This is a genomic window from Vibrio sp. S/42/10 (genome assembly GCF_029890535.1).
In the GTDB taxonomy this organism is placed as follows: domain Bacteria; phylum Pseudomonadota; class Gammaproteobacteria; order Enterobacterales; family Vibrionaceae; genus Vibrio; species Vibrio cyclitrophicus.
In genome coordinates this window covers 1-24,169 of sequence record NZ_JAKMZC010000005.1, presented here as the reverse complement: position 1 = coordinate 24,169, position 24,169 = coordinate 1, and the positions used below count along the sequence as shown (strand labels likewise).

General features: G+C 43.0%; 24 protein-coding genes and 2 tRNA genes. 5 read left to right on the top strand and 21 right to left on the bottom strand.

Going from position 1 to position 24,169, the window contains the following annotated elements:
- Positions 1-35 precede the first annotated feature (35 nt).
- From L8S15_RS07445 to L8S15_RS07425, 5 genes are all read right to left on the bottom strand, one after another.
- On the bottom strand, positions 36-614 hold the full coding sequence (locus L8S15_RS07445; RefSeq protein ID WP_010429803.1) for a hypothetical protein: 579 nt from the start codon (positions 612-614) through the stop codon (positions 36-38).
- Positions 611-946 (bottom strand): hypothetical protein, encoded by a 336-nt coding sequence (locus L8S15_RS07440; protein WP_280572332.1) that lies wholly within the window; start codon positions 944-946, stop codon positions 611-613. The genes L8S15_RS07445 and L8S15_RS07440 overlap by 4 nt, the downstream gene beginning before the upstream one ends.
- Before the next feature lie 116 nt (positions 947-1,062).
- Complete coding sequence (locus L8S15_RS07435; RefSeq protein WP_010429807.1) at positions 1,063-1,899, bottom strand: DUF4198 domain-containing protein; 837 nt, start codon at positions 1,897-1,899, stop codon at positions 1,063-1,065.
- 100 nt (positions 1,900-1,999) lie between these two features.
- The gene (locus L8S15_RS07430) at positions 2,000-2,518 is read right to left on the bottom strand and encodes a DUF2271 domain-containing protein (RefSeq protein WP_016767173.1); all 519 of its coding nucleotides are present in this window, start codon (positions 2,516-2,518) and stop codon (positions 2,000-2,002) included.
- 72 nt (positions 2,519-2,590) lie between these two features.
- Positions 2,591-3,220, bottom strand: coding sequence for a PepSY-associated TM helix domain-containing protein (locus tag L8S15_RS07425; RefSeq protein WP_010429812.1), 630 nt, complete (start codon positions 3,218-3,220; stop codon positions 2,591-2,593).
- A 414-nt stretch (positions 3,221-3,634) separates the two neighbouring features.
- Between L8S15_RS07425 and L8S15_RS07420 the strand changes: the two genes are divergently transcribed.
- Positions 3,635-3,955, top strand: coding sequence for a hypothetical protein (locus L8S15_RS07420; RefSeq protein WP_010429815.1), 321 nt, complete (start codon positions 3,635-3,637; stop codon positions 3,953-3,955).
- A 171-nt stretch (positions 3,956-4,126) separates the two neighbouring features.
- On the opposite strand, the gene L8S15_RS07415 is transcribed toward L8S15_RS07420, so the two are convergent.
- From L8S15_RS07415 to L8S15_RS07385, 7 genes are all read right to left on the bottom strand, one after another.
- On the bottom strand, positions 4,127-5,281 hold the full coding sequence (locus L8S15_RS07415; protein ID WP_016787641.1) for a hypothetical protein: 1,155 nt from the start codon (positions 5,279-5,281) through the stop codon (positions 4,127-4,129).
- A gap of 20 nt (positions 5,282-5,301) precedes the next feature.
- Entirely contained in the window at positions 5,302-5,922 is a 621-nt protein-coding gene (locus L8S15_RS07410) for an energy transducer TonB (RefSeq protein ID WP_016767170.1), read from the bottom strand.
- Positions 5,923-5,941: 19 nt separating this feature from the next.
- The gene (locus L8S15_RS07405; RefSeq protein WP_004739212.1) at positions 5,942-6,346 is read right to left on the bottom strand and encodes a biopolymer transporter ExbD; all 405 of its coding nucleotides are present in this window, start codon (positions 6,344-6,346) and stop codon (positions 5,942-5,944) included.
- Positions 6,343-6,903, bottom strand: a complete 561-nt coding sequence (locus L8S15_RS07400; protein ID WP_010429842.1) for a MotA/TolQ/ExbB proton channel family protein — start codon at positions 6,901-6,903, stop codon at positions 6,343-6,345. The genes L8S15_RS07405 and L8S15_RS07400 overlap by 4 nt, the downstream gene beginning before the upstream one ends.
- Positions 6,903-8,279, bottom strand: a complete 1,377-nt coding sequence (locus L8S15_RS07395) for a MotA/TolQ/ExbB proton channel family protein (RefSeq protein ID WP_065101030.1) — start codon at positions 8,277-8,279, stop codon at positions 6,903-6,905. The genes L8S15_RS07400 and L8S15_RS07395 overlap by 1 nt, the downstream gene beginning before the upstream one ends.
- Positions 8,279-9,046: a DUF3450 domain-containing protein gene (locus tag L8S15_RS07390; RefSeq protein WP_280572322.1), complete on the bottom strand. Its 768-nt coding sequence runs from the start codon at positions 9,044-9,046 to the stop codon at positions 8,279-8,281. Before L8S15_RS07390 ends, L8S15_RS07395 begins: the two co-directional genes overlap by 1 nt.
- Before the next feature lie 177 nt (positions 9,047-9,223).
- The gene (locus tag L8S15_RS07385) at positions 9,224-11,320 is read right to left on the bottom strand and encodes a TonB-dependent siderophore receptor (protein WP_016785286.1); all 2,097 of its coding nucleotides are present in this window, start codon (positions 11,318-11,320) and stop codon (positions 9,224-9,226) included.
- 553 nt (positions 11,321-11,873) lie between these two features.
- Here L8S15_RS07385 and L8S15_RS07380 point away from each other — a divergent pair.
- On the top strand, positions 11,874-13,178 hold the full coding sequence (locus L8S15_RS07380; RefSeq protein ID WP_010429854.1) for a dicarboxylate/amino acid:cation symporter: 1,305 nt from the start codon (positions 11,874-11,876) through the stop codon (positions 13,176-13,178).
- A gap of 131 nt (positions 13,179-13,309) precedes the next feature.
- Here L8S15_RS07380 and L8S15_RS07375 read toward each other — a convergent pair whose 3' ends face one another.
- The 3 genes from L8S15_RS07375 to L8S15_RS07365 all read right to left on the bottom strand — a co-directional run bounded on the left by L8S15_RS07375 (position 13,310) and on the right by L8S15_RS07365 (position 15,911).
- Positions 13,310-14,695 (bottom strand): sensor histidine kinase, encoded by a 1,386-nt coding sequence (locus L8S15_RS07375; protein WP_010429856.1) that lies wholly within the window; start codon positions 14,693-14,695, stop codon positions 13,310-13,312.
- Complete coding sequence (locus L8S15_RS07370) at positions 14,692-15,357, bottom strand: response regulator transcription factor (RefSeq protein WP_016785287.1); 666 nt, start codon at positions 15,355-15,357, stop codon at positions 14,692-14,694. Before L8S15_RS07370 ends, L8S15_RS07375 begins: the two co-directional genes overlap by 4 nt.
- An 80-nt stretch (positions 15,358-15,437) precedes the next feature.
- The gene (locus L8S15_RS07365; RefSeq protein ID WP_010429860.1) at positions 15,438-15,911 is read right to left on the bottom strand and encodes an NYN domain-containing protein; all 474 of its coding nucleotides are present in this window, start codon (positions 15,909-15,911) and stop codon (positions 15,438-15,440) included.
- Positions 15,912-16,147: 236 nt separating this feature from the next.
- Here L8S15_RS07365 and L8S15_RS07360 point away from each other — a divergent pair, with 236 nt between their 5' ends.
- On the top strand, positions 16,148-16,699 hold the full coding sequence (locus L8S15_RS07360) for a DUF4174 domain-containing protein (protein ID WP_016789134.1): 552 nt from the start codon (positions 16,148-16,150) through the stop codon (positions 16,697-16,699).
- Positions 16,700-16,790: 91 nt separating this feature from the next.
- On the opposite strand, the gene cobA is transcribed toward L8S15_RS07360, so the two are convergent.
- From cobA to nirB, 4 genes are all read right to left on the bottom strand, one after another.
- On the bottom strand, positions 16,791-17,567 hold the full coding sequence (gene cobA, locus L8S15_RS07355) for a uroporphyrinogen-III C-methyltransferase (RefSeq protein ID WP_016767164.1): 777 nt from the start codon (positions 17,565-17,567) through the stop codon (positions 16,791-16,793).
- A gap of 333 nt (positions 17,568-17,900) precedes the next feature.
- On the bottom strand, positions 17,901-18,716 hold the full coding sequence (locus L8S15_RS07350; RefSeq protein ID WP_280572315.1) for a formate/nitrite transporter family protein: 816 nt from the start codon (positions 18,714-18,716) through the stop codon (positions 17,901-17,903).
- Between the two features lie 133 nt (positions 18,717-18,849).
- Complete coding sequence (gene nirD, locus L8S15_RS07345; protein ID WP_016792855.1) at positions 18,850-19,173, bottom strand: nitrite reductase small subunit NirD; 324 nt, start codon at positions 19,171-19,173, stop codon at positions 18,850-18,852.
- A gap of 15 nt (positions 19,174-19,188) precedes the next feature.
- Complete coding sequence (gene nirB, locus L8S15_RS07340) at positions 19,189-21,747, bottom strand: nitrite reductase large subunit NirB (protein WP_016799333.1); 2,559 nt, start codon at positions 21,745-21,747, stop codon at positions 19,189-19,191.
- A 910-nt stretch (positions 21,748-22,657) separates the two neighbouring features.
- On the opposite strand from nirB, the gene L8S15_RS07335 reads away from it, so the two are divergent.
- Positions 22,658-23,389: an AzlC family ABC transporter permease gene (locus L8S15_RS07335; protein ID WP_010429875.1), complete on the top strand. Its 732-nt coding sequence runs from the start codon at positions 22,658-22,660 to the stop codon at positions 23,387-23,389.
- Complete coding sequence (locus tag L8S15_RS07330; protein WP_010429877.1) at positions 23,386-23,694, top strand: AzlD domain-containing protein; 309 nt, start codon at positions 23,386-23,388, stop codon at positions 23,692-23,694. The genes L8S15_RS07335 and L8S15_RS07330 overlap by 4 nt, the downstream gene beginning before the upstream one ends.
- Positions 23,695-23,915: 221 nt before the next feature.
- Here L8S15_RS07330 and L8S15_RS07325 read toward each other — a convergent pair.
- Both L8S15_RS07325 and L8S15_RS07320 read right to left on the bottom strand, forming a co-directional pair.
- Positions 23,916-23,991 (bottom strand) — tRNA-Gly (locus L8S15_RS07325).
- 51 nt (positions 23,992-24,042) lie between these two features.
- Positions 24,043-24,116 (bottom strand) — tRNA-Cys (locus tag L8S15_RS07320).
- Between the last annotated feature and the right edge of the window lie 53 nt (positions 24,117-24,169).

Here is a 24,169-nt window from a genome sequence, read left to right as displayed (position 1 = left end):
TTATTATTAGTGAGCGTTTTTATAAGCCGGATTGCTTAATGAGAAGAAACATCGTGCTGAACAGTAATTTCTGATTCATTCACAACCAGTTTCCAACCTGTTGATTCTAGAGTTTGTTCATCAAACTGAGTCGGCTGGCTTGTTACACCTCCAAGAAAAATCCAGATTTCCGGAGAGACGCTGTTTGCATTCAAAATAAACGAGTCTGCAAAGCCATGTTCACTTGATGCATCGTATTCGCTTGGCGTAGAAAAGTAGTAACCACGTTCGTCCAATAACCAAGCATGAGAACCTTTTCGCTTCCAACTCTGGTCTTCAACAAAAGGCGCGACCCATTCATCTTTAAGTGACACAACACTGGGCCATTCACCATCTGAGTCCATACGCAGGTCGCGAATCTCTTCATGAGCCAAACGTAGCTCTGACAACATCGCCAAGTTTTCTTGCTCAACATCCGTCACCAAAATTTGATGATCAAGTACCGTTTTTACGTGGGATTCTGCCTGATGAAACGGGATAGTGACCGTGGCAAAGCTCAGAATGAAAACAATGATCAGCCCTACCCATTTTCCTTCTCTGCCACCCGTGTCAGCACGTACGCCTTGAATCATCATTTATCGCTGATCTCAACAACGTCGACTTCAACCGGAAACTCATGGCCTGAATCAAATACAAGATAAAACTCAGTGCCAGGATTGGGAAATTCAACGATAGAACGTTTATCTGTCATCTCTTTTGCAATCAAGTTGTCTTCGTAATCGTACATCTCAACCGCGTAATCAATCGCTTTACTACCATCAGAGTAACCCGCTTCACAGGCCACGGTTTTGCCTTCGAACCAGCAGCTCATCAGTGGAAAGTGTGCTTGCGCAGGTAATGCAGCGAAACCAAGCGCCAATGCCAAGTATGGAGTAATTATTAATTTTAGTTTTGTTTTTATTGTCATGGTTCGTACCCTAGCCACAGTGCAAATCCTCAGAAGTAAACTGAGCGATAAAGGGCTCAAATGAGCCCTTAAGTATTTGATTGCTTAATCAGGGAGCTAGCCCCCGATATCACAGATTATTGAAGCAGAGCTTCGAACGTTAGGTGAACGTTCGCACTTGCTTTATCTGCCAATGGGTTGTCAATCAACTCACCTTTGTAGTTCGCTTTCATTACATAACGACCTGCAACCGTTGGAGTGAAAGTGATTTCGCCGTTTTCATTGCTCACAACATCAATCTGTTCTTGATGGTTACGGTAAAGCGTGCCTTCACGAGTGATCTCCGCTTTTACGTCTTTCTGAATTTCACCGTTGTAGAAAAATTGGAATGTTACTGGTTCACCCTCAATAATGTCCGAAGGGTGTGTTACTGGCTTCATTTCAAGAAGTTTGCCTTCGATTTTGAACACTGAATCCGATGGTTTACCAACAGTGATGTAGCTCTCTGCACGAGTGAAACTGATTCGAGTTACCACGTCACGTGATTCTTTAGGAAGTACAGAGTCACGTTCAGCCTTGTTCGCTTTAATCCACTTCACGGTATCACGACGGCCAGCTTTGTATTGCGTGTAGTAAGAAGGCTCGTTGTTAATCGCAACTTTGTGCGTACCTTCTTCTTCAAAATAGAAATCGAAGATTGAACGACGCTTCCCGCGAATAACAAAGTTAGGACGCTCGCTGCGACCATCAGGCATGATGACATGAGCATTTTCGCTACCAGCAGGCTTATCAAAAACAAACGTACCATGAGACGCAGTAACGTCGAACGTTAGCCAATCACCACCTTCTTTAGATACAGTGAAGTGAGATGGCAAAATCCAACGTGGGTGAGCTTGTGCCGTTGTCGTTGCTGCTAGGCCGAATGCCATCACACCCGCTAGAGCAAGTGCTTTGATTTTTGTCTGTTTCATCATGTTCAATTCCATTATTTATAATTGTTAGCCGTGTCGCTCTATCTGAGCCTACGATGACGACTGTTTATTCTGTTCAGCTTGGTTTTACTGTTCTCACTTACTAGTTAGCGATGTAGTTCAGAGTAATTTCACCCGTCTCTTCTGTAGCCTTTAACTGATAAGAAGCGTTTGAATCCGTTAGCGATACTTTTTGACGAAGATAATTACGACCACCGTGTTCACGAACAACTTCGATATGAACCGTGTAATCACCTTGTTCTAAAACTTGACCGTCATCGCTTTTACCATCCCAAGCAAAACGATATTTGCCAGCAGGACGCGTTGCCGAAGTCACAGCATCAACCAATTCACGGTCATAACGACCAACCTTTCGCCACCAGCTGCGTAAATCTTTAAGCCATTCGTCTTTACCGATCCAAAGCTCAATAGTTTTCACTGACTTTCGTTCACTGTTCTCTACCCAAACCGCCACATAAGGGCGTGCGTACATAGAGGTATCGATCTTTGGAAGTTCGAAGCTCACATCAAGTTTTGCCGTATCAGGAATCGCTTGTGCCATACCGAGACTTGGCAAAAGAGATAAAGCAAGAAGCGCCTTGCTCCAGTTCATTTTTTTCATGTTTAACAACCTTTTAAATCCGTTTAACCTTTCATTCGTTGCTCAATCCAATCCATCAATTGAATCAAGCGATTAAGGTACGGCGACAAAATAGATAGCAAGTGAGATTGCAGAGCCAAATACCGTCCATTTGATGGAGGTGTTGAGTGTTTTTTTCTTAGGTAACAATAAGCACACGCCAGTAAGCACAAAGAAGATCATCAACAGTGCAGTGATATCGATGAACCACTTCCATACTTCACCGCTGTTGCGTCCCTTGTGTAGGTCGTTCAACAGTGCGATAACGCCGTAATTGGTGGTTTCGATTTCTACCATTTCAGACGTCACGTCAACGAACACAGAGGCGTTGTAGCCTGGTCCTTTGAAGTCCATAGACACTTCGCCGATGAGCAACTCACCGTCTTCAATCTCTGCGTAGATATCTAAACCTGAAGGAACGCCAGATAAGTTGGCTTCTTTAAACAGAAACGTTTCAAAGGCCGTTTCATCGGCTTTTAATCGTCCTTCTTGTATCATGAATAAATTAGTAGGAAGCGTTAACGTCGATCGTTGGATATTGGGTTGCGTTGATTCAAATAACTCAGGCCGGTTCAGGGTGATACCTGTCACTGAAAAGAAAAGAACAACGAACAGAAGCGCCATTGAAATATAAACATGAAGTCGACGAGCCCATGATTGAACCGCCCTACTTTTTAACGACATACAAACCAATACCTATAAATTTTATGGCGACAATTTAGTTGATAATCATTCGTATTGGCATTCAATTTACATTGTTTACGTTTACCGAGCGGTAGAAGAAAATTTACATAACATTACACGGGAAGTAATCGAACTGTATGCATATTCTTGCTAACTTGTATTCATGGTGCTTAGTCGCCGTTTAAAGTTCGACAAAAGCTGAAGGTCAACAAGAGCTAAACAGGTGGATTGAGCAACTTTAAGACAAAGGACGCAGTGTGCATGGATGAGTACTTACGAGGTTTTGCACTGAGATCACTATAGACATCATTGAGGTGTGTATGTGTTCAGCGATTGATGTGATGCGGTTTAGAGTAGATTAAACTTATTGATTATAAATTAGGTACAGTTACACAAGTTTAAAAGGATTTTAAAATGCGTATTATTATTTTAGCTTTTGCCATGTTGGTGACGGCTTGTACCAGCCAAATAGCAAGCAAGCAAGACCGCCTCCAAAAACACATCGGCTCAAACATAACCGATATACAAGCACTGTACCTAACTGAACGTTCGCGCCCTATCAGTTTTTGGGAATCGCGAAACTATGCTTGGGTTGAGACTAAAAAGCCTTTAGATAATGGCAATACTTTGCACGCCTTTAAAGACCCGTATCGTGATTGCACTATAAACTGGATCGCTGATAAAAGTGGTGTGATTCAAAGTGCAATTCCAATCGGTACGATGTGCAATCCTTGAGCTTAGAATGCTCACGCTTAGAACTTAGTTTTCGCTGTTTGCCCTCCCGGACAGTCAAGCGCGCAAAAGTTTAACGCAAGATATCAAAAAGGGTGGCATTTGAACGTTCAAATGGCACCCTTTTGCTTTTCTCATTTTTATGTACTATCTCTTATCTTCTGCTTACAGCTATTAGACATTTCCATTGTCGGTTACTGTTCGTAGTTGAGTTAGATATTTAATCCAACCTTTTGCTTCAGAAGAGGGTTCAATGTTATTCGCACGCTTAGCTTGAGCGAGTGCGTTATCTAAGTTTTTCAACTTATACCAAGAACGCACTTTTGCCAATGCTACGTCGGCCTGTTTATTTTTGTCTTTCACTTTGTCTAAAACAACCAACGCTCGATCATAATAACCCTGCTGAACCAAAAGCTGAGCTACATTCCAGTGGTATCGAGTGTCTTTTTTAGACGCTAACGTCCACACTTCAATCGCGTTGTCCCACTCTTTCGCTAGCTGCCAGTAAGTTGCTTGCTCCGCCAGAAGTTGAACATCACTGTTCGCACCATCTAACTTAGCGATCTCTTGAGCAGCACGCTCAGGAATGCCTCGTTTCGCATATAATTGAGCAAGCAGCCTGCGGTCTGAATCTTTTAGCTCAACACCATGCAGATCAGCCAACGCCAGCGTATTCAATGCATCACGATTACGCTCCAGTCTTAACTGGATACCAACAAGCTGACGCCACCAGTTATCTTTCTCTGGTTGAAGTTCAATGAGGCTTTCTAGTGTTGGAATAGACTGTTTCCACTGTTTTAACTGAAGCTGCGCGCCCAACTTCAACGATAGAGGTGACAACTCTACTTTCGAATTGAATTTGTCTCGATTACCAATTGCAACTAGGGTTTTTGACCAGTTTTCAATTTGGTATTCAGCTTGGGCAATTCGCATCCACAGTGTGCCTTTCTTTTCCTTTTCTGGCGCTGTTTTCACTAACTCGTAATAGTGCGGAAGTGCTTGTTTGAACTGCTGATCATTCAGCAACAAATCAGCAAGCATACGCTTCGTTACCCAAGCTTGTTCATCCACCAGTAAATTAGTATCGACGGCATAAGTCAGCTGCTGAATCGCCTTATCAGTTTTACCATCTTGCCAATAAAACACCCCCAGCATGCGAGCTACATATGCTTTGTCGTATCCTTTAGAAAGCTCTAAACCTGCAAGTACTTCAATCGCCTGTTTAACCTGTTCATCTTGAGCAAGCTTATGCGCTTTTTGAACACGAATAGCAGTATATTGGGATAGCTCTTGCGCCTGTGTCGTAAGGGGCAATAATAACAAGCCCATTAATATCCATATCTGTTTCATCATTTATCCAACTTGAATTCAAAGGTAAATGTTTGACCAAATTGAGGGGTTGATTTTCCATCCACAACCTTAGGCTGATACTTGTATTTTTTCAGTGCACGTATCGCTTCACGTTCAAACATGCGACGTGGGTTGGCTTCAATCACTTCAATATCGATTGGGCGTCCTGTTTCATCTATGGTAAACGACAAACTGACAAAACCTTCAGCGCCGCGCTTCAACGCTTTAGCTGGGTAACGAGGTTCTACTCGATACAGAGGCATTGCCTGTTGGTTCGACCCAAAATCAGAAAATGTCGGTGCGTTAATCGCTAGGCCGTCAATCGATGTATTCAAATCCAATGAAGGCAGCGAAGACATCGAATTCAGAGGCGTAACTTCAGCCTGTGACTGAGACGTTTGCGCTTCCGGTGGTGGCTCTGGCATTTCTGGTTTTTCAGGGATTGCGCGTTGTCGTCTTTGGACTTCTTGTTCTTGTTCCACCATTACCATGTTGAAACTTAACGTCTCGCTATCGTCTGGTGAACGTTGATGGCCATTGTCGACCATCCAGGCCATAAAAGAAAACAGAGCTAAGCCCAATGCACCCGCTAACGGTAAAGCAAGAAATAGGCGAATCATTTATGAAGATCCTCCAAGATCATCGCTTATCAGCAGCAAGCGCAATGTTTTTAACACCTGCACCTTTCGCGGCATCCATCACTTTAACAACAGTACCGTTGTAAGCGTGTTCATCCGCTTGAATAACCAAAGAAGCATCAGGTTGTTCTAGCAACAAGTGCTCTAACGTCGCTTGTACACGTTCAACATCAACGACACGCTTATCAATGAAAATGTCATTTGCAGATGTAATCGCGACAAAGATGCCCGCATCCTTTTGGCTAACTACGTTAGAAGCTTGTGGGCGATTGACTTCTACCCCTGATTCACGAACAAATGAACTGGTCACAATAAAGAAAATAAGCATGATAAAGACAATATCAAGCATCGAAGTAAGGTCTATTTGAGCCTCTTCGTTTTTAGAATGACGTCGACCGAGTCTCATCGTTGACTCCTTAAAGATTTTTCTAATTTTAATTCTAAGCGGTTACACACTTTCGCTAAACGTGCATGGACAAACATGCCCGCTAATGCAGCAACCATACCTGCCATGGTTGGCAGCGTTGCTAACGAGATACCTGAAGCCATCAATTTAGGGTCACTGCTGCCTTGTGTCGCCATAACATCAAAAACAGAGATCATACCGGTTACAGTGCCTAGCAAACCCAACATTGGACAAATAGCGACTAACAGCTTAATAAAATTCAAGTTTTGGTTAAGCAAGATACTCGCTTGCCCTAACCAACCTTCACGAATGGCTTTGGCATGCCAAGAAGAGTGATCTTCTCTTTCATGCCATTTCGCTATCCAAGCTTGGCGTTGCTTAGGAAAGTAGAACGCAAGATAAAGCACACGTTCAACCACAAGCACCCAATACACTAGGACAACAGCCGCTAGCCACCACAAGACGAAACCGCCCTGCTCCATAAAGCTTGATAAAGACAGCAGCCAGTCACTCGTTAACCAACTCGCTGGTAATAGAGAACCCGACAAAATATCCATTACGCAGCAGTCCCAACTGGTGAAACAACAGCGTTTGATTCAACGGTCTTTTCAGCCTGCTCAGCAACAAGACCAATACCTTGTTTCTCAAGAATATTGCGAATGTTTTCTGCTTGAGTGCTAAGAATGTTATGTGCCAGTAGAAGAGGCATTGCCGCAACCAGACCAAGTACCGTAGTTACAAGTGCCATCGAAATACCACCCGCCATTACTTTAGGGTCACCATTACCAAACTGTGTGATCACTTGGAATGTTTCGATCATGCCAGTTACTGTACCTAAAAGACCCAACATTGGTGCTAGTGCCGCCAATAGCTTGAGCATCGATAAGCCTTTCTCTAAGTGAGTCTGTTCATCAACAACCGCTTCTAAAAGTCGCAGCTCTAGAGCTTCAACCGTTTGGTTTTGTTCTTTGTTGTAAACCGCAAGAACACGGCCTAGTGGGTTGTCACCCGCTTGCTCTGGGTTCTTAAGTTGAGCGCGAATTTTCTGGCGAGCGATAACCAAAGAAATACCTCGAACCAATGCGATGATTAAACCAATTGCCAGCAGGCCAAGAATCACTTTACCAACCACACCACCCGCTTGTAGACGGTCAGTTAGGCTTGGCGTCAGTGCTAATTGCTCGAGCATGAACCCGCGAGAAGGATCGACAACGACATTAGATATGTCACCATTCGCAAGTGAAGAAAGTGACGCTAACGTTGGACCATTTGATGGCTGTTTCAGATACGCAATTGCATCTTCACGCTGAGTGTTCCAGCTAACATAGCCTTGGTCTGTCACTAAGCCAATTGAACCTAAACGATAAGCGTCGACAGACTGTGTGTTGCCTTCGCCATTGATGAATGCAATTTGAGATTTGCTAAGCTCTGAGCTTGCTTGGATCTGTTCCACCATGCTCATCCACAAACCAGAAAGTTGTGGCATTGATGGCAGGGATTTAGCATCGATAATTTGGTCAACGGTCGCTGTGTGCTCAGCGCGATCAACGCTATTTACTGTTGAACTAAGCTCTGCACCTAGTTCTTTCGCGTTTTGACGAACGACACCGAACAACTCACCAAGGCTACCCGTTTCTAAACGCAATTTTTCTTCTAAACGAGCAAGCTTGTTTTCGTTGTCGCTGAAGGTTTGAGTAAGAACGTCTGTCGCATTTTGAACCGATGTACGTTTCGCTTCAAGCTCCGCTTTGATCGCTTTAAGTTCTTGTTCAGTCTTTTTAAAGTCAGCTTCACGAACTACGTTGTGAGAAGCTTGAGTACGGTTCTCTGATTTTGCTTTGTTAACGAGCTGAGCCGTTGAGTCGGAAGCTGAGAAAGCAGAAAATGAAAGTGACGTAATGCAAAGCAATGCTGCTAATGGTTTTAAGTTCATTACTTAACCTCCGCAACAGTTAAAGAAACAGGTAAAGTAATCAAGCTTGGGGCTGCTTGTTGGCTAGCAATATCATACGCTTTATCGAGCTCAGATTTCATAGAAGAATCAAGTTCTTGCCACTGAGCATCTGTTTGATTCCAAGCCCAGTACTGGCTGCCATTTAGGTTACGAGCAACCAAAGAGATACGACCTAAGTGCAGAACATCTGCCTCGATCGTTTTATCACTCGCCAATGCGACACGACCTTGGTACACACCAAGCTTGATGCCGTAGTCCATCTCGATTTGGTATGCCTCTAGGATGCGACGGTATTTCTCTGCATCACTGACATCAGCACGAGTCATCATTGCTTGTAGCTTTTCAACTCTTTCTAGACGCTGCTCTTTCTTAATCGGAATATCTTGCTCGACTAACTGTTGAAGGCCATCGATCATTTGATACATCAAAGGTACAACACCTTGACGTGTGTATTTGATTTCGTCGATCTGCGCTTCAATGCTCTGAGCTTCTTTGTTTTGGCTATCAACCAATGCTGCAAGATGGTCGTGATAGATTTCTAGATTCTTCACTTCTTCTTGCAGACGCTCAATCTCAGCTTGCAGCATCAAGGTCGCTTGCGAACTTTTATCAATAACCTTTTGGCTTGAAGCCGACGCGTTATTGGTCTTATTTTGAATTGATTGAGCTTGATCCAAGCTGTTTGCCATAGAGGACGTTGCAATCAAACTGATGGCAAGTGCTAGGCTAGTTTTTAAAAGATTCATAATTGTAGTCATTTACTATAGAAGAAGGTCAAATGAGTTTTATTGATAAGCAGTCTCATTATCATTAAAAGTCACTCACATTACTAGGGATATTTTACGAAATAGCAGAATCACGAAAGGGGAAAGTAGAAACCCTCCCCTTAATATTTAGGCTAACAATAGTACCCTACTAACAAATTAGTATTTTACCTGCAACGTTGCCATGTAGTTGCGGCCTTCGCCAATAACTACGTCCTCAGCAAATTGGTGACTTGAAGAAGTAGAACCACCACCCGCTAGGTATTCTTTATCAAATACGTTCTCTACTGTTAGACGCGCTACGAAATCAAGAGAGTCGTCGTACTTAAGTGTGTATGCTGCGCCCATATCAACACGAGCGTAACCATCTTTCTTGAAAGTATTCGCATCATCACCGTAACGAGAGCCTTCATAGATAAGACCAAGGTTTACATCAACTTCATTTGTTGCGGCATAAGTAGACCAAACACTTGCTGCAAATTCAGGTACATCTACTGGACGATTGCCCGCGTATGTTTCATGATTAGCAATTTCCGCATCTAAGTACATTGCAGAACCAGACATTGAGAAGCGCTCTGAAATAAAGCCTTGTGCAGCTAGTTCAGCACCACGGTGAAGTTGTTCGCCGCCTTGTGTCTTAGTCCAATCACCTGATGCAGTGTCTTCTACATCCATCGAGATATTTTCTTGCGTAATATCGAATACTGCGCCGGATACGAATAGACGCTCATCCATTAGCTCCCACTTAGTACCTACTTCATATGATACACCTGTTGCTGCATCAAGAAGTTGACCATCGTTGGTGTAGTTACGGCTTCCGCTAGAAACAACACCTTGTGGTTCGAAGCTTTCAGAATATGAAGCGTAGATGCTACCGTTTGATACTGGGTGGTAAATCACGCCAAGCTTAGGTGCTACGTTTTCTTCTGCAACGCCAGAACTTACTTTACGATCGAAACGGGCGCCTGCAAGGACTTGCCATTCGTCGTTGATAGTAATTAGATCTTGAATGTAGAAGCCCCAAGTATCGTAAGTGCTCATCTTACCTAGCGATGTTGCTCCTACTGAAGGTACTGGTACTGTTGCATCTGGTGCATATTCACCACTGCTGAAGCGATCCATACCACGGTAGTAGCTGTAACCTAACCAGTTAGCACCGAATAGTAATTGGTGTTCTGTGCCCGCAAGATCGGCGGTTGTCGTTAGATCTACGTAAGCCGTTCTAAAACGCCATTTGTCATGACGGTAGTTACCGCCTTGAGTAACGGTACCCGTACCGTCAGGGTTCATATTTGAAAAGCTTGGGTAGCTTTCCATATCGATACGTTCGAAATCTTGGTAGTTGAAACCTGTTTTCACTGACCATGTATCAGTTAGATTAGCAGCAATATCAAAACCTACGTTTTCAACATCATTTTCAATCTGTGACCACTGCGCATCCCAGATCTGTTTATCGTTACCAACTCGGTTACCATCCAGTGTGTATAGTGCACCAGAATCTACGCTACCTTCGTCGTTCGTCTTATCGTAATGAACGGAAACCGTTACGTCTTCAGTAACATCGTAATCAACATATACACCACCAACAAAACGTTCTGTTTGTGGCTCAGTACCATCTCCGTACTTTCTCCAAGAACCGTAACTTTCTTTAGATAGAATTGCGCGGCCGCGTAACGTTTCAGCATCGTTTAATGCGCCACTTACATCTAGAGTCGTGCGAGTGTGATCATTAGAACCGATGTCTTGGCTAAGACTTACTTGTGTATCGTAAGTTGGCTTCTTGCTTACCATGTTGATCAAACCACCTGGCGCAGAAATACCGTAAAGAAGGCCAGATGGTCCTTTAAGTACTTCAACACGCTCTAACAGTTCGATTGGTTGGCGGTAGTGAGACCAGTGTTGTTGGCCATTTTTCAGGAAGCCTGAAGAGCTCTCTACCGAGAAACCACGCAGAGAAAAACGCTCACGGTTACGACTAGTACCACCAGCACTGACACTCGCGTCATTCTTAAGAACGTCACCTAAGGTTGTTGCACGCTGTTCATCGATGATTTGCTCATCAATTACTGAAACTTGTCCCGGAGTCTCTAATTGAGTCGCCTCCATGCGCATTGCTGTTGTGTTCGTGTCGGCTTTGTAGCCGTAATCTCGACCTTCAACAACCATATGTTCATCTGTTTTTACTGTTTCTGCCAGTACTGCCGGTGAAGCTAGTACCGCGCCGATCACTAAAGCCAATGGGCTCTTTGAAAACATGTCCTTTACTCCGATTTATTCTTTTATTCGAACACTTTTTATTTTGTTGTGTCCGTTGTTGTCCCGTTTCCGGTACCACTGAGTCATTTCGGAGGTGAATATAAGTGATAATTATTACCATTTGCATTAAATTTACATTCTTTGCATTCGTAAAGTTTTGTAAAGCGCTTAGAAAGACTTTGTCCTCTCCACCAGAAATTGTCGTTCAACACATCATTTGATCCTCTGACTTAATGATTCATTCACAAATAAGTGCACAACACTTTATTACAAGGTTATTTGCTCCATCAATCCAACCCCAAAACCGATAAGAAAACCTTCTATCTTATTTACTACCTTTGAAACGATGTTTTTATGTATAAAAGCCTCGATAAATGTAAATAAATAGTGAATAAGTTTGATTACACTTGTTTATTTTACAAATTTATCAGTGATTTTGATCACATCTATAATGCCTAAGCAATTTTTTGTTTTTCGATTTAATCAACCGACTGCTAATCTCCTGCTCACTTTGAAAAGGTGTCAAAGTTATAAATAATAAGGAGTGTTCTAAATGAATACCAAGAAACCTATGTCTCTGACTGGACGAGTTATCCTCGGTATGGTCGTAGGTATATTTACGGGATTTGCCATTCAATCTCTTTTTGCAGACAGCGGATTTGTTAACAACTACATCGTTAACGGACTCTTTGAAGTAGGCGGACAAATCTTTGTCGCCAGTTTGAAAATGCTTGTTGTTCCACTAGTCTTCGTTTCACTAGTGTGTGGTACAAGCTCACTGAAAGACCTATCAACTCTTGGTCGTATGGGCGGTAAGACGTTAGCACTTTATATCGGTACGACTGCCGTTGCTATCACACTGGCTCTGACTATCGGTAACTTATTCCAGCCAGGAGCAGGTGCAGATCTTACTGCTGCAAGCTCTTTCAAGTCAGCGGACGCACCATCTTTGGGTCAAGTCATCATCGACATGTTCCCTACTAACCCTATCCAGGCGATGGCTGAAGGAAAAACACTGCAAGTTATCGTTTTTGCCGTGTTGTTTGGTATTGCTATTAGTGCTGCAGGTAAGCCAGGCGAACGTATCGCTGCGGTTTTCTCAGATCTGAATGAAGTTATCATGAAGCTAGTAGCGCTACTAATGAACCTAGCTCCTTACGGTGTGTTCTTCTTAATGGCAAAACTGTTTTCAGGTCTTGGCTTAGGTGCAATTTGGAACTTAGCAGAATACTTCTTAGTGCTTGCTGGTACCCTACTTCTGCACGGTTTGGTTACCTACAGTGCGATGTTGAAAGGTTTCACCGGTTTAAGTCCTATTACGTTCTTACGTAAGATGGAAGATGCAATCATGTTTGCATTCTCAACGGCTTCTTCGAACGCAACCATTCCAGTAACAATGGAAACAGCTAAGAACCGCATGGGTGTAGACAATAAAGTAGCATCATTCACTGTACCCCTAGGTGCAACTGTGAACATGGATGGTACGGCTATCATGCAAGGTGTTGCGACAGCGTTTATCGCACAGGCATACAACATTGACCTTACTATGGGTGACTACCTGATGGTTATCCTAACGGCGACATTAGCGTCTGTTGGTACAGCGGGTGTTCCAGGTGTTGGCCTTGTTATGCTGGCGATGGTATTGAACCAAGTAGGCCTACCGCTTGAAGGTATCGCGCTTATCATGGGTGTTGACCGTCTTCTTGACATGATTCGTACAGCAGTAAACATCACAGGTGATAGTGCCGTAACGATCATCGTTGCGAAGTCTGAAGGTTCTTTCGACGAAGCTCGCTTTAACGACCCAGCAGCTGGCGAGAAAGAAGAAGAAGTTAAACTAGCACGCCAACAGGCATAATCTAGCTTCTTTGATGCTCTTGCTTTTAAGTTAAGGCGTAATTAATGGCTATGCCTTAGCTGATAAAAATAAAGCGCCACTGCATCTGCAGTGGCGTTTTTTATTGTGTATTGTTTTACAGGGACGGGCAGCTAATCGGCGATTGGGAACATCAGGTTTACTCTAAGGCCTCCACTGTCTCTATTCTCAGCAGTAACGTGCCCATTCATCACGCCCATTGCTTCTTTAACAATCGCAAGGCCTAAGCCGTAACCACCGGATTGTTTATCTCTGGCTGACTCTATCCGTGTAAACGGGTCAAAAATGCCTGCAATCTTGCTATGAGGAATGCCTTCGCCATCATCTTCGACACATATGACACTGTAACTTTTATCGATAACGAGTTCGCGCGTTGATATAACGATATGAGCATTCTCGCCAGCGTACTTAATAGCATTACCAACCAAATTTCCAATAACTCTTAAAAGCAGTCGCTCATCAACGTTAACCATCGGCGTAGGCATCGTTAGATCACTAACCAAAGTTTGATTCGGTTTTAAGTCGTTTTGCATCTGCGCGATCAACATCGAGCAATAGTGCTCGAGGTGCATCAGGCTAAATTTAGAATCATAACGAGAGGTTTCTAAGCGGCTAAACTCGAGTATTTCGCCCACCAGCTTATTCATCTCTTCTGTTTCGCTTTCCATACGATCTAGTAAGCCTATACTCTTCTCATCAACTTTATTACGCAATAAGTGCAATGCGAGGTTCTGCCTTGCTAATGGAGTCCTGAGTTCATGAGAGACATCTCGTATTAATCGACGCTGCTTCTCTGCGAGAGATTTGATCTCAAACGTCATGTGATCAAAATCCACTGCTAATTCATTAAATTCTCGTGTATTTGATTTCAATTCAGAGACGACTTGTACCGAGAAGTCACCTTCCGCTAAACGTCGACTCGCTTCTCGCAAACGATCCAAAGGTTGTTGTAGCCTACGCGCCATAATTAAAGAGAACAAAGACAGGATGATGAAAGCGATAAAGACCTTCATTAAGGACGAGTACAAACCAAACGACTTAGCGGGATGGAACCGGTGCGGTAATTGGATAACTAGGCTTTTACCGTCATTTAAAGGTAGGCCAAATATCGGCCGATTCACAACGGCATCCAATTGATGATCTAACGTTCTTAAGAAACGCAACTTGAATTCAAAGTGTGGGTGCATGTGCCTATGTGTGATCGGGTGATTGTCTTTTCCCAAAACAAATAGGTAATACTGCTGAGCGTTTGCCCAGTCGGCAAGTTCATCCATGTCCCCTTCTTCGATTAACACATTAGCTTGATATGCGAGGTCTAGCATCTCGTGCTTCACAGAGTCTGGGACTTTTAGTAATGCCTTCATCAAGGCCTTCTCAGCTACAGCTTGGAAAATAAAAATGCTGATAATGATAATCGTCAGGTACGAGAAAAGTTGGAATGTTAAACCATCTTTACGCTTGGCGATAAAGTCAGGACAACGCAGCAGTTTTTTACTCATGCTCCTAACGACTCTAGGTAACTGTAACCTTTACCACGAACAGTTTTAATATGTTGTTTTGACAAGCCCGCCTGCACAAGCTTTCGGCGTATATTGCTGATATGCATGTCCAAATTACGATCAAAAGGACACAGTTCTTTCTTAAGTACATGGATTTGGAGATCAGATTTGGAGACAACGATGCCATCATTTTTAACGAGATAATCGAGCAAGTCTTTTTCAGTACCGGTTAACGGTAAACGAGCCAACTGCTCGCCTAATCCCTGATTGGATGAAGCCAAAGATTGCCTCTGACGTTCAAATCCTACTCTTCGTAAGATAACCTTAATGCGAGTCAACAACTCAGGAACGTTGAAAGGTTTGGCTATGTATTGGTCTGCGCCAGCTTGATAACCATCTAACATTGAAGCGTCATCATTAAGAGCCGTCAACATGAGAATGGGCGTTGCGAAACGCTGACAAATGCGTCTTGCCACTTGTATCCCACTGAGGTTAGGTAGCATTACATCAAGCAAGACTAAATCAACGGGATGAGATTGGATAAACTCAAGCGCAGACTCACCACAATGAACGGTATCGACGTGATACCCTTCATTCTCCAACACTTCACCCAACAATTCACATAACTGAATATCATCATCAACAACTAAAACGCGCGACATCATACAAACCGATAAATAATAATAGTTTGCATTCTAATTATCGTTATTATTGATTTCAATTATAAAATGCGAGATTTCTCTTATAGTAAGAAATCTTTTTCAATCGGTACAAATTTTGAGGCAGAATCGATAAGATTTTGAGCCGTTAATCCGGGAACGCCGTATACTTCAACAGGTTTACCAAAGCGCTCTTTAATTCGTTCAACCAAGATTTCGAAATCACCATCACCTGATACCAAAACAATTGTATCAACCGTCTCGGCAAGTTCTATCGCATCTAACGCAATGCCTACATCCCAATCCCCTTTTGCGCTGCCGTCTCGGCGCTGGATAAACGGTTTTAACTTCACATTAAAGCCAACACCGCGAAGAATATGGTGAAATTGACGCTGTTTAGGATCTTGACTAGAGATAGCGTAGGCATTGGCTGCAATTACGTTACGTCCTTCCGTGGCAACATACCAAAACTGGTTATAGTCGAAGTTAGAACGGTATTTATCGCGTGTCGTATAGTAAACGTTCTGAACGTCGACCAAAATTGCTATATTTTCCATAAATTCATACCTTTAGATTTTCCGTATACCCTATTCTATTCAATTGTGAAATGCGAGTCGCTTTATTTAATAAAATGAACCTGTTGGCTATCGTTAACGTAAGTTCACCTATACCAAAGCGATCTATGCTCGATGTTCCCCGATAGAATTGGAATGTAGTGGTGTTGGATTCTACACTTTATAGAGAGAGTTGTTAGTTCGCTCTTGAGCAAAGGCTTATTAAATGGAGTTTGGCTATGCAACAACGACAGATACTCAAATCATTCTCAAACATCGTCCTACCAAGCCGATGGCGAGGAACAAGCGATTCATACAACACAAGTTGGTGGTTTTCGCTACTAACACTACTGACTATCAGTACGGTATTAATTATGAGCTTAACGATCAACTCGGCCTTTGCTTATCCTGCCTACTCTCATTCAAAAGTTTTACCACATCGAAGTGTGATTTATTTTGCTCCCACTGAAGACTCAGTGGTTAAAGACTTTTTAAACGAAGTTCTAATTAATAATTGTCAATTGGACGAGCGAGATGTCGTCGTCATGGTAATTGCAGAAAGTGGTTACACCGTTCCGACTTGGCTAAATGAAGAGTTCAATCTAAAGGCCGTTACCAGCAGCTATCAGATCCCTAAAGGGTCACATACGGCTGTTTTAATAGGAAAAGACGGAAAAGAAAAACATAGATGGAATGGAAAAACAGATTGGAATTTGCTTACCAACCTCATTGACGAGATGCCAATGAGACAGCAAGAAATGCAGCGACAAAATAGCCGCTGCAGTATTTAATCCGCTTTTAGTCAACCTGAGAGCAAGTCGGCTATCTATTGACTTGATTAAGCATTGAGCCAGTTACCAGTTACCAGTTACCAGTTACACGCTAAACTTGTTCTTTAAACCAAGCTAGCTTTTCATGAAGTTGAGCGACACTGCCTACAACAATCAAAGCTGGGCTTTTTGCCTGACTAGCTAAATTCGCCAAGTCACTTAGCCCACCGCGAAACACCTTCTGTTCCTTACGTGTACCATTTTCAATAATGGCAACAGGCATATCAGCACGCATACCATTCTCAAACAGATTCTTTTGAATATTAGGGCTCTCTTTTAAGCCCATGTAAAACACGATGGTGTGGTTGTGTTGAGCAAGTGAACGCCAGTCAATATCTTCGCCATCCTTCTTCAGGTGGCCCGTAATAAACTGAACGCTTTGCGCATGATCTCGATGCGTCAGTGGAATACCAGCATAGGCAGTGGCACCAGCTGCAGCGGTAATGCCAGGAATGACTTCAAATTTTACGTCATTTTCGGCAAGTGTTTCACACTCCTCACCACCACGCCCAAAGATAAACGAATCTCCACCTTTAAGGCGCACTACGTGCTTATTTTCTTGCGCTTTAGTAACAAGTAGTTGGTTGATCTGATCTTGTGGTACACAGTGGTGATCTAGCTTTTTGCCCACATACAGCATTTCTGCCTCTGAGTTTGCCATAGCCAAGATATCTTTTGATACCAAACGGTCGTAAACCAAAACATCGGCTTGTTGAATAACACGCGCCGCTTTAACCGTTAATAAATCGGGATCACCTGGACCCGCACCCACTAATGAAACAAATCCTTTGTTTCCTGTATTAACATTCGATGGCGATACTTCTGACATGCTTTGCTCCGAAAGTTAGCTTGTTATATTTCAAGCTTAATTCTGTTTAGCCACCCACAGCAAAATTCTATGAGTTACCAATATCCCTACCTCTAGACTACCAGTTGTTTCGATAAAACTTCACGATTAATTCTAAACAAGATAGAAGTTTATATAACAAAACAATCTATTACGGCCCTAATAGATCATCGATTCCCTTAACATCGATGGTTATTAGGCCTCCCAATAGGCTAAGTCTTAACTTCGAAATACGATCAAAAAAGCCCCAAACATGATGCGAGGGGCTGATTAATTTTGTTTTAACTGCTAGCTCTATTCAACAGAGGTAGTCAATTACTTAGCACCTAGAGAAGGAGCAGTTCTAGCGTGTGTTAGGAACAAAGGAACACATGCTAAGAAAAGACCACCAACGATGTTACCTAGGATGGTTGGGATAAGGTTGAAGTTCAACCAAGTTGCGATACCGAAGTCAGCGCCAAGAATCATACCTAGTGGGAATAGGAACATATTTACTACTGTGTGCTCAAAGACTAGTGCGAAGAAGATGAAGATTGGGAACCACATCATCGCTACACGGCCAGACACTGTGCGCGCAGTCATGTTACCGATCACACCTAGGCATACCATTAGGTTACAGAAGATGCCGCGCACGAAACACGTGATCCACCCGTCCATGCCCATGTTTTCAAAACCTAAGCTACGACCAGTAGAAGCAGCAATGAACTTTTGAGCAACTGCGTTTGGTTCAAGGGAGAAATTACCCGTTAGTGATACTGCAACAAGGAAAGCGACAATTAGAGAACCGATTAGGTTCCCAAGGCCAACAAGGCCCCAACAACGTAAAACACGACCCCAAGTAATGCCAGGGCGATTGTCGAATTTCGCTAGAGGTGCCAAGCCAAATACGCCAGTAACCAAGTCGTAACCCATCACACTTAAAATAACAAATCCGACTGGGAACACTAGTGCGCCAACAATACCAATACCTGTTTGTACGATAGTTGTAATAGCAACAACAACAGCAAGAGATAGAATGATACCTGCCATTGTACTTCGAATCAGAAGATCACGCGTACTTGTCTTTGTTTTAGCTTCACCCACATCGATCATCGTTTGAACGAATTCAGCTGGTTTGAAATCAGGAGACATAAGGTTGTCCTTAAAAAGTTAAAAGTAAAAATTGGATAGGAAAAGGTTCTAGTTGCCGAATTAAGGCAATACCGGGAACTAGAACCCTTGATCTATCGAATCTTGCGATTTAACTGACTAGGTCGATGTTAAACTAAGCAGCGATTTCAACCGCACCTTTAGTTACGCGAACTTTGTACGCTTTTACGCTGAAGCTCTCATCTTCCATACACACGCCAGTTGTGAGATTAAAGCGTTGCTTCTTAAGTGGGCTCGCCACCCAAAGCTCACCTTTGTGCTCAACCGTTAAACCACGAGATAAAACGTTTGATTGGAAAAACGGATCAGTATTACTAATAGCAAACACTTCTTCGGCTTTAGTTGGGCGGAAAATAGCAACTTGCTCACCACCAACCAATGCACAAACACCGGTACCTGGAATAATATCTTCGATCTTACAAACTTTGGTAAATGCCATGATGTCGTCTCCCAATTAAACCAGTTCAACGTGAAGGATGTCGCCCTTCGCTTCTGGGTGTTTTTCTGTGAATGTTGCTGGGCGGTGTTGTTCACGGCCATCATCAACGAATACAACGTTCTCATCACGGTCATCGGCATTGATGAAGTGGGCAAAGCGCTTAAGTTGAGCTTCGTCGTTGATAGTATCAGTCCACTCACAAGCAAAGTTATCAACTAGGCCAGCGATGTCAGCTTCAAGTTGATCGTTAAGGCCAAGTTTGTCGTCAACAATGACTTCACGTAAATATTCAACACCACCTTCTAGGTTATCCATCCATACCGAAGTACGTTGCAGTGGCGCAGCCGTGCGGATGTAGAACATCATGAAACGATCGATGTATTTGATCAGCGTTTCTTGGTCTAGGTCGCTTGCTAGTAGGTCTGCGTGACGAGGCTTCATACCACCGTTACCACATACATACATGTTCCAACCAGCATCCGTTGCGATGATACCTAAGTCTTTACCTTGCGCTTCGGCACACTCACGAGTACAGCCAGATACACCAAACTTCATCTTATGAGGCGTACGGATACCTTTGTAACGGTTCTCGATCATCACGCCTAGGCCAACTGAATCTTGAACGCCGTAACGACACCACGTTGAGCCTACACACGTCTTAGCCATACGTAGTGCTTTTGCGTAAGCTTGACCCGTTTCGTAACCTGCAGCAATTAGCTTCTTCCAGATTGCTGGTAAGTCATCTTTCTGAGCACCAAATAGACCGATACGCTGTGCACCTGTGATCTTGGTATACAGGTTGTACTCAGCCGCAACATCAGCCAAAACACTTAGAGCTTGAGGCGTTACTTCACCACCCGCCATGCGAGGAATAACTGAGTAAGTACCGTCTTTCTGGATGTTACCCAGGAAATTGTCATTGGTATCATGCAGTTTCACTAGCTCTGGCTTAAGGATGTGTTCACCCCAGCAAGAAGCAAGAATAGAACCCACTAGAGGTTTGCACACCTCACAGCCGTAGCCTTTACCGTATTTTTCTAGTAGTTCATCGAATGTTTTGATTTCTTCTATACGGATCAGATGGAAAAGCTCTTGGCGAGAGTAAGCAAAGTGCTCACAAACGTCATTTTTTACTTCAACACCTGCTTTAGCAAGTTCAGCATTTAGTACTGAAGTTACTAACGGGATACAACCACCACAGCCAGTACCTGCGCCTGTTACTGCTTTAATATCACCAATTGTGTGATGACCTTCAGCAACCGCTTGTGCAATCTTGCCTTTGGTTACATCGAAACAAGAACAGATAACTGCAGTTTCAGGTAGAGAATCCGCGCCAAGGGTTGGTTTTTCTGCACCCGCATGAGCAGGAAGAATCAATGCATCTGGGTGTTCTGGTAGATCGATTTCGTTCAACATAAGTTGAAGAAGATCACCATAATCAGAAGTATCCCCTACCATTACTGCACCAAGAAGCTTCTTGTTGTCTTCAGAAACGATTAGGCGTTTGTAAATTTCCTGCTCTTCGTTTTGATAAACGTAGCTCTTACAACCTGGAGTTCGACCATTTGCATCGCCGATTGAACCTACTTTTACGCCCAGAAGCTTAAGCTTCGCAGACATGTCAGCACCTTCAAATGTGCTTTCGTTACCTACAATGTGATCGACTGCAACAGTCGCCATTTTGTAACCTGGAGCCACTAGGCCATAGAAAGTTTGGTTCCAAGACGCACACTCGCCGATGGCATAGATATCTTTATCCGTTGTTTGACAGTGATCGTTGATCTCGATACCGCCACGAGGTGCAATACCCAAACCCATTTGACGAGCAAGTTTGTCCTGTGGACGAATACCAGCAGAAAATACGATGAAATCTGTTTCAAGTTCTGTTCCGTCAGCAAAACGCATTACGTTACGAGCTTCAGTGCCTTCAGGAGCAATTTCAAGCGTGTTCTTGCTTGTATGTACGTTTACGCCCATACGTTCGATTTTTTGACGAAGTTGGTTACCACCAGCTAGGTCAAGTTGCTCAGCCATCAACTTAGGAGCAAACTCAACCACATGTGTTGTCACGCCAAGTGCTTTTAGAGCGCCTGCTGCTTCAAGACCAAGTAAACCACCACCAACAACAACACCAGATTTTGAATTCTTAGCGGTTGCTTCAATAGCTTTCAGATCTTCGATGGTACGGTAAACAAAGCAGTCTTTACCTTCGTTGCCTTTAATTGGCGGAACGAAAGGGAAAGAGCCAGTAGCAAGAACAAGTTTGTCGTATTGAATTTCACGGCCAGTGCTCGAGTAAACTGTTTTTTTCTCACGATTAACGTTAATTGCACGCTCACCGATCAGCATGTTAATGCCGTGTTTCTCGTAGAAACCTTCTTTAACTAAAGAAAGTTCATCCGCAGTATGGTGTGAAAAATAAGAAGAAAGGTGTACACGATCGTACGCAACACGTGGCTCTTCACAGAACACAGTAATGTCCATGTTCGCAACATCTGTCTTCTCGACTAAATCTTCGATATAGCGATGACCTACCATCCCATTACCGATTACGACTAGCTTCATCTTGCTCATAAGAATTCCTGAAGGTTATATATTTCTTAACTAACCGAATAATGAATTATGAAAGAAAATGAAAATATGATGTAAATCAATTACGAAATCGAACTACCCGAAAGGGGTAGAACAAAAGAGGTAGATGTGCTTAATTTTAACGCAAAGCAAACGAATAACCGTAGTTTCGATAGGGTTTAGCGGGGTTTTATATACACTTTAGTGCATCAATCATTGTGTTGTAAATTTTCACAATAGATTAGCAACAACATAATTGAATGACAATCATTTTCATTTAATTGCACAAGAAGTGTAATATGGTATGAAAGGGTTACAGCTTCATGATCAACTATGTATAAATATGAATAACTTAATGATTCGAATCACAACCGCTGTTTTCCAACACTCCCCCCACTCCATTTACATACATCTCGGTCAGTTAACAGGTGTATTTGTTTGCTTAGTAACCGTAGACATTGAGAAGAGACATTTTACAACTCAAGACGCATCACAAGGTTCTGAAACAACGAATCAAACTTGCCGTGATCTAGGTCAGTTGCCTATTTCCAAAGATGTAATGAGTCGCTTCAAACTAAGCTTGATCTGGTCTAAATCACGTACTCAGATACTGCCTTCCCTGAGTTATACACAATTTGTGACAGTGCAAACCCTCATGTATAGGTAAAGAAAACTATTCGATCTTCCTAGAAGAATGAAACAGGGAGCCGCGTGCTCGATTTCTTATTTAATAGTTTGGACATGTTATTGATTAAATTAAGCTTTCTAGATTCGGCCTTCGCCACCGATCAGGTATTTTATCTACGACATAACGTTTGAAAGCCTAACCAATTGATGTTAAACATGCAGTTTACAAAATAACAACAAGATCTTTCAATGGATCTGCCCCATTGCCTGCTGGCTAGGTACCTCTATGACAAAAAATACTCAACACCTTCAACGCTCCTCGACTGAGTTACACGAGTTTACACGTATCGACGTCTGGAACGGCTTCACACAGCTTCTTCCTCTTTCTATGTTTGTGATCGTATTTGGCCTCGCATTCGGTGTTGCTGCTGTACAGACTGGACTAGATGCATTTCCAACTATGTTAATGAGCACACTTGTTTTTGCAGGTGCTTCACAGTTTGCTACGTTGGATATGTGGGGAGCAGAAGTACCCCTTATTCCAGTTCTTATTACCGTATTCGCGATCAATGCTCGTCATCTTTTGATGGGGGCGACACTATATCCTTGGTTACGTCAACTTCCTCCGACAAAACGATATGGTGTGATGTTGATAGCTTCGGACGCAAACTGGGCAATGGCACTCCATGCATTTGGGAGGAAGGAGCCCGGTTTTGGATTGCTCGTTGGTGGTGGTTTAGCACTTTGGTCGTTTTGGATCATTGGCACTTGGGTTGGCATATACTTTGGTAGCGCAATCCAAGATCCTGTCGGCCTTGGTCTCGATATGGTTATGGGTTGTTTTTTACTTTCCATGGTCGTCGTTGGACCTAAAAGTTTAAGAATTTTTACTATTTGGACCTCAGCAGCAGCATCTTCAATGTTGGCATATTGGTATTTACCTGAAAACAGCCATGTTGTAGTTGGTGCTATCTCAGGTGGAATCTTGGGAGCTTGTTGGAAGGAGAAGAAATCATGAATATCGAAACAAATGTTGGTGGTACATTATTGATAATCATTGCAATGGCATTAGTCACATTAGCAACACGCTGGGGTGGTGTGTATGTCATGTCATTTGTTCCAATTAGCGAGCGTGTTCAACGTTTTATTACAGCGATGTCAGGTTCTGTATTAGTCGCCCTTCTAACACCTCTTGCCGTAGAAGGTGACAACGGAGCTAGAGCGGCACTATTTTCTACAGCACTCGTCATGTTCGTCGTCAAAAAACCTCTACCAGCAATCGCAGCAGGAATCATTGCCGCAGCGGCAGTACGATCTTTTTAGCTGTTATCAATACTACGACACTCCCTCAAATAGCTAAGCCTTGATAACATATTTCGATGCTATCAAGGCTAGCCCCATACCTAAAAGTGACTGATATAACCCATTGAAGATAGAAAGATTAATAAACTTATCAATTTTCAGATACAAAAAAACCAGCTTTCGCTGGTTTTGAGTTGATGCTTTTTACACTGAGATATCGTAATTACCATATCTGAATAATTTGGAGCGATACATCGGGTTCGAACCGATGACCTCAACCTTGGCAAGGTTGCGCTCTACCAACTGAGCTAGTATCGCATTGTCATTCTTCTACTCTTCCCTTTGCCTAGACAAAAAGAAGAAAGAGAATGGAGGCGCCTCCCGGAGTCGAACCGAGGTCCACGGATTTGCAATCCGCTGCATAGCCACTCTGCCAAGGCGCCTTCAATGAGTGTTTTAAGAGAACTACTCTGTTGATCTCTACCAAAAGTAGCAA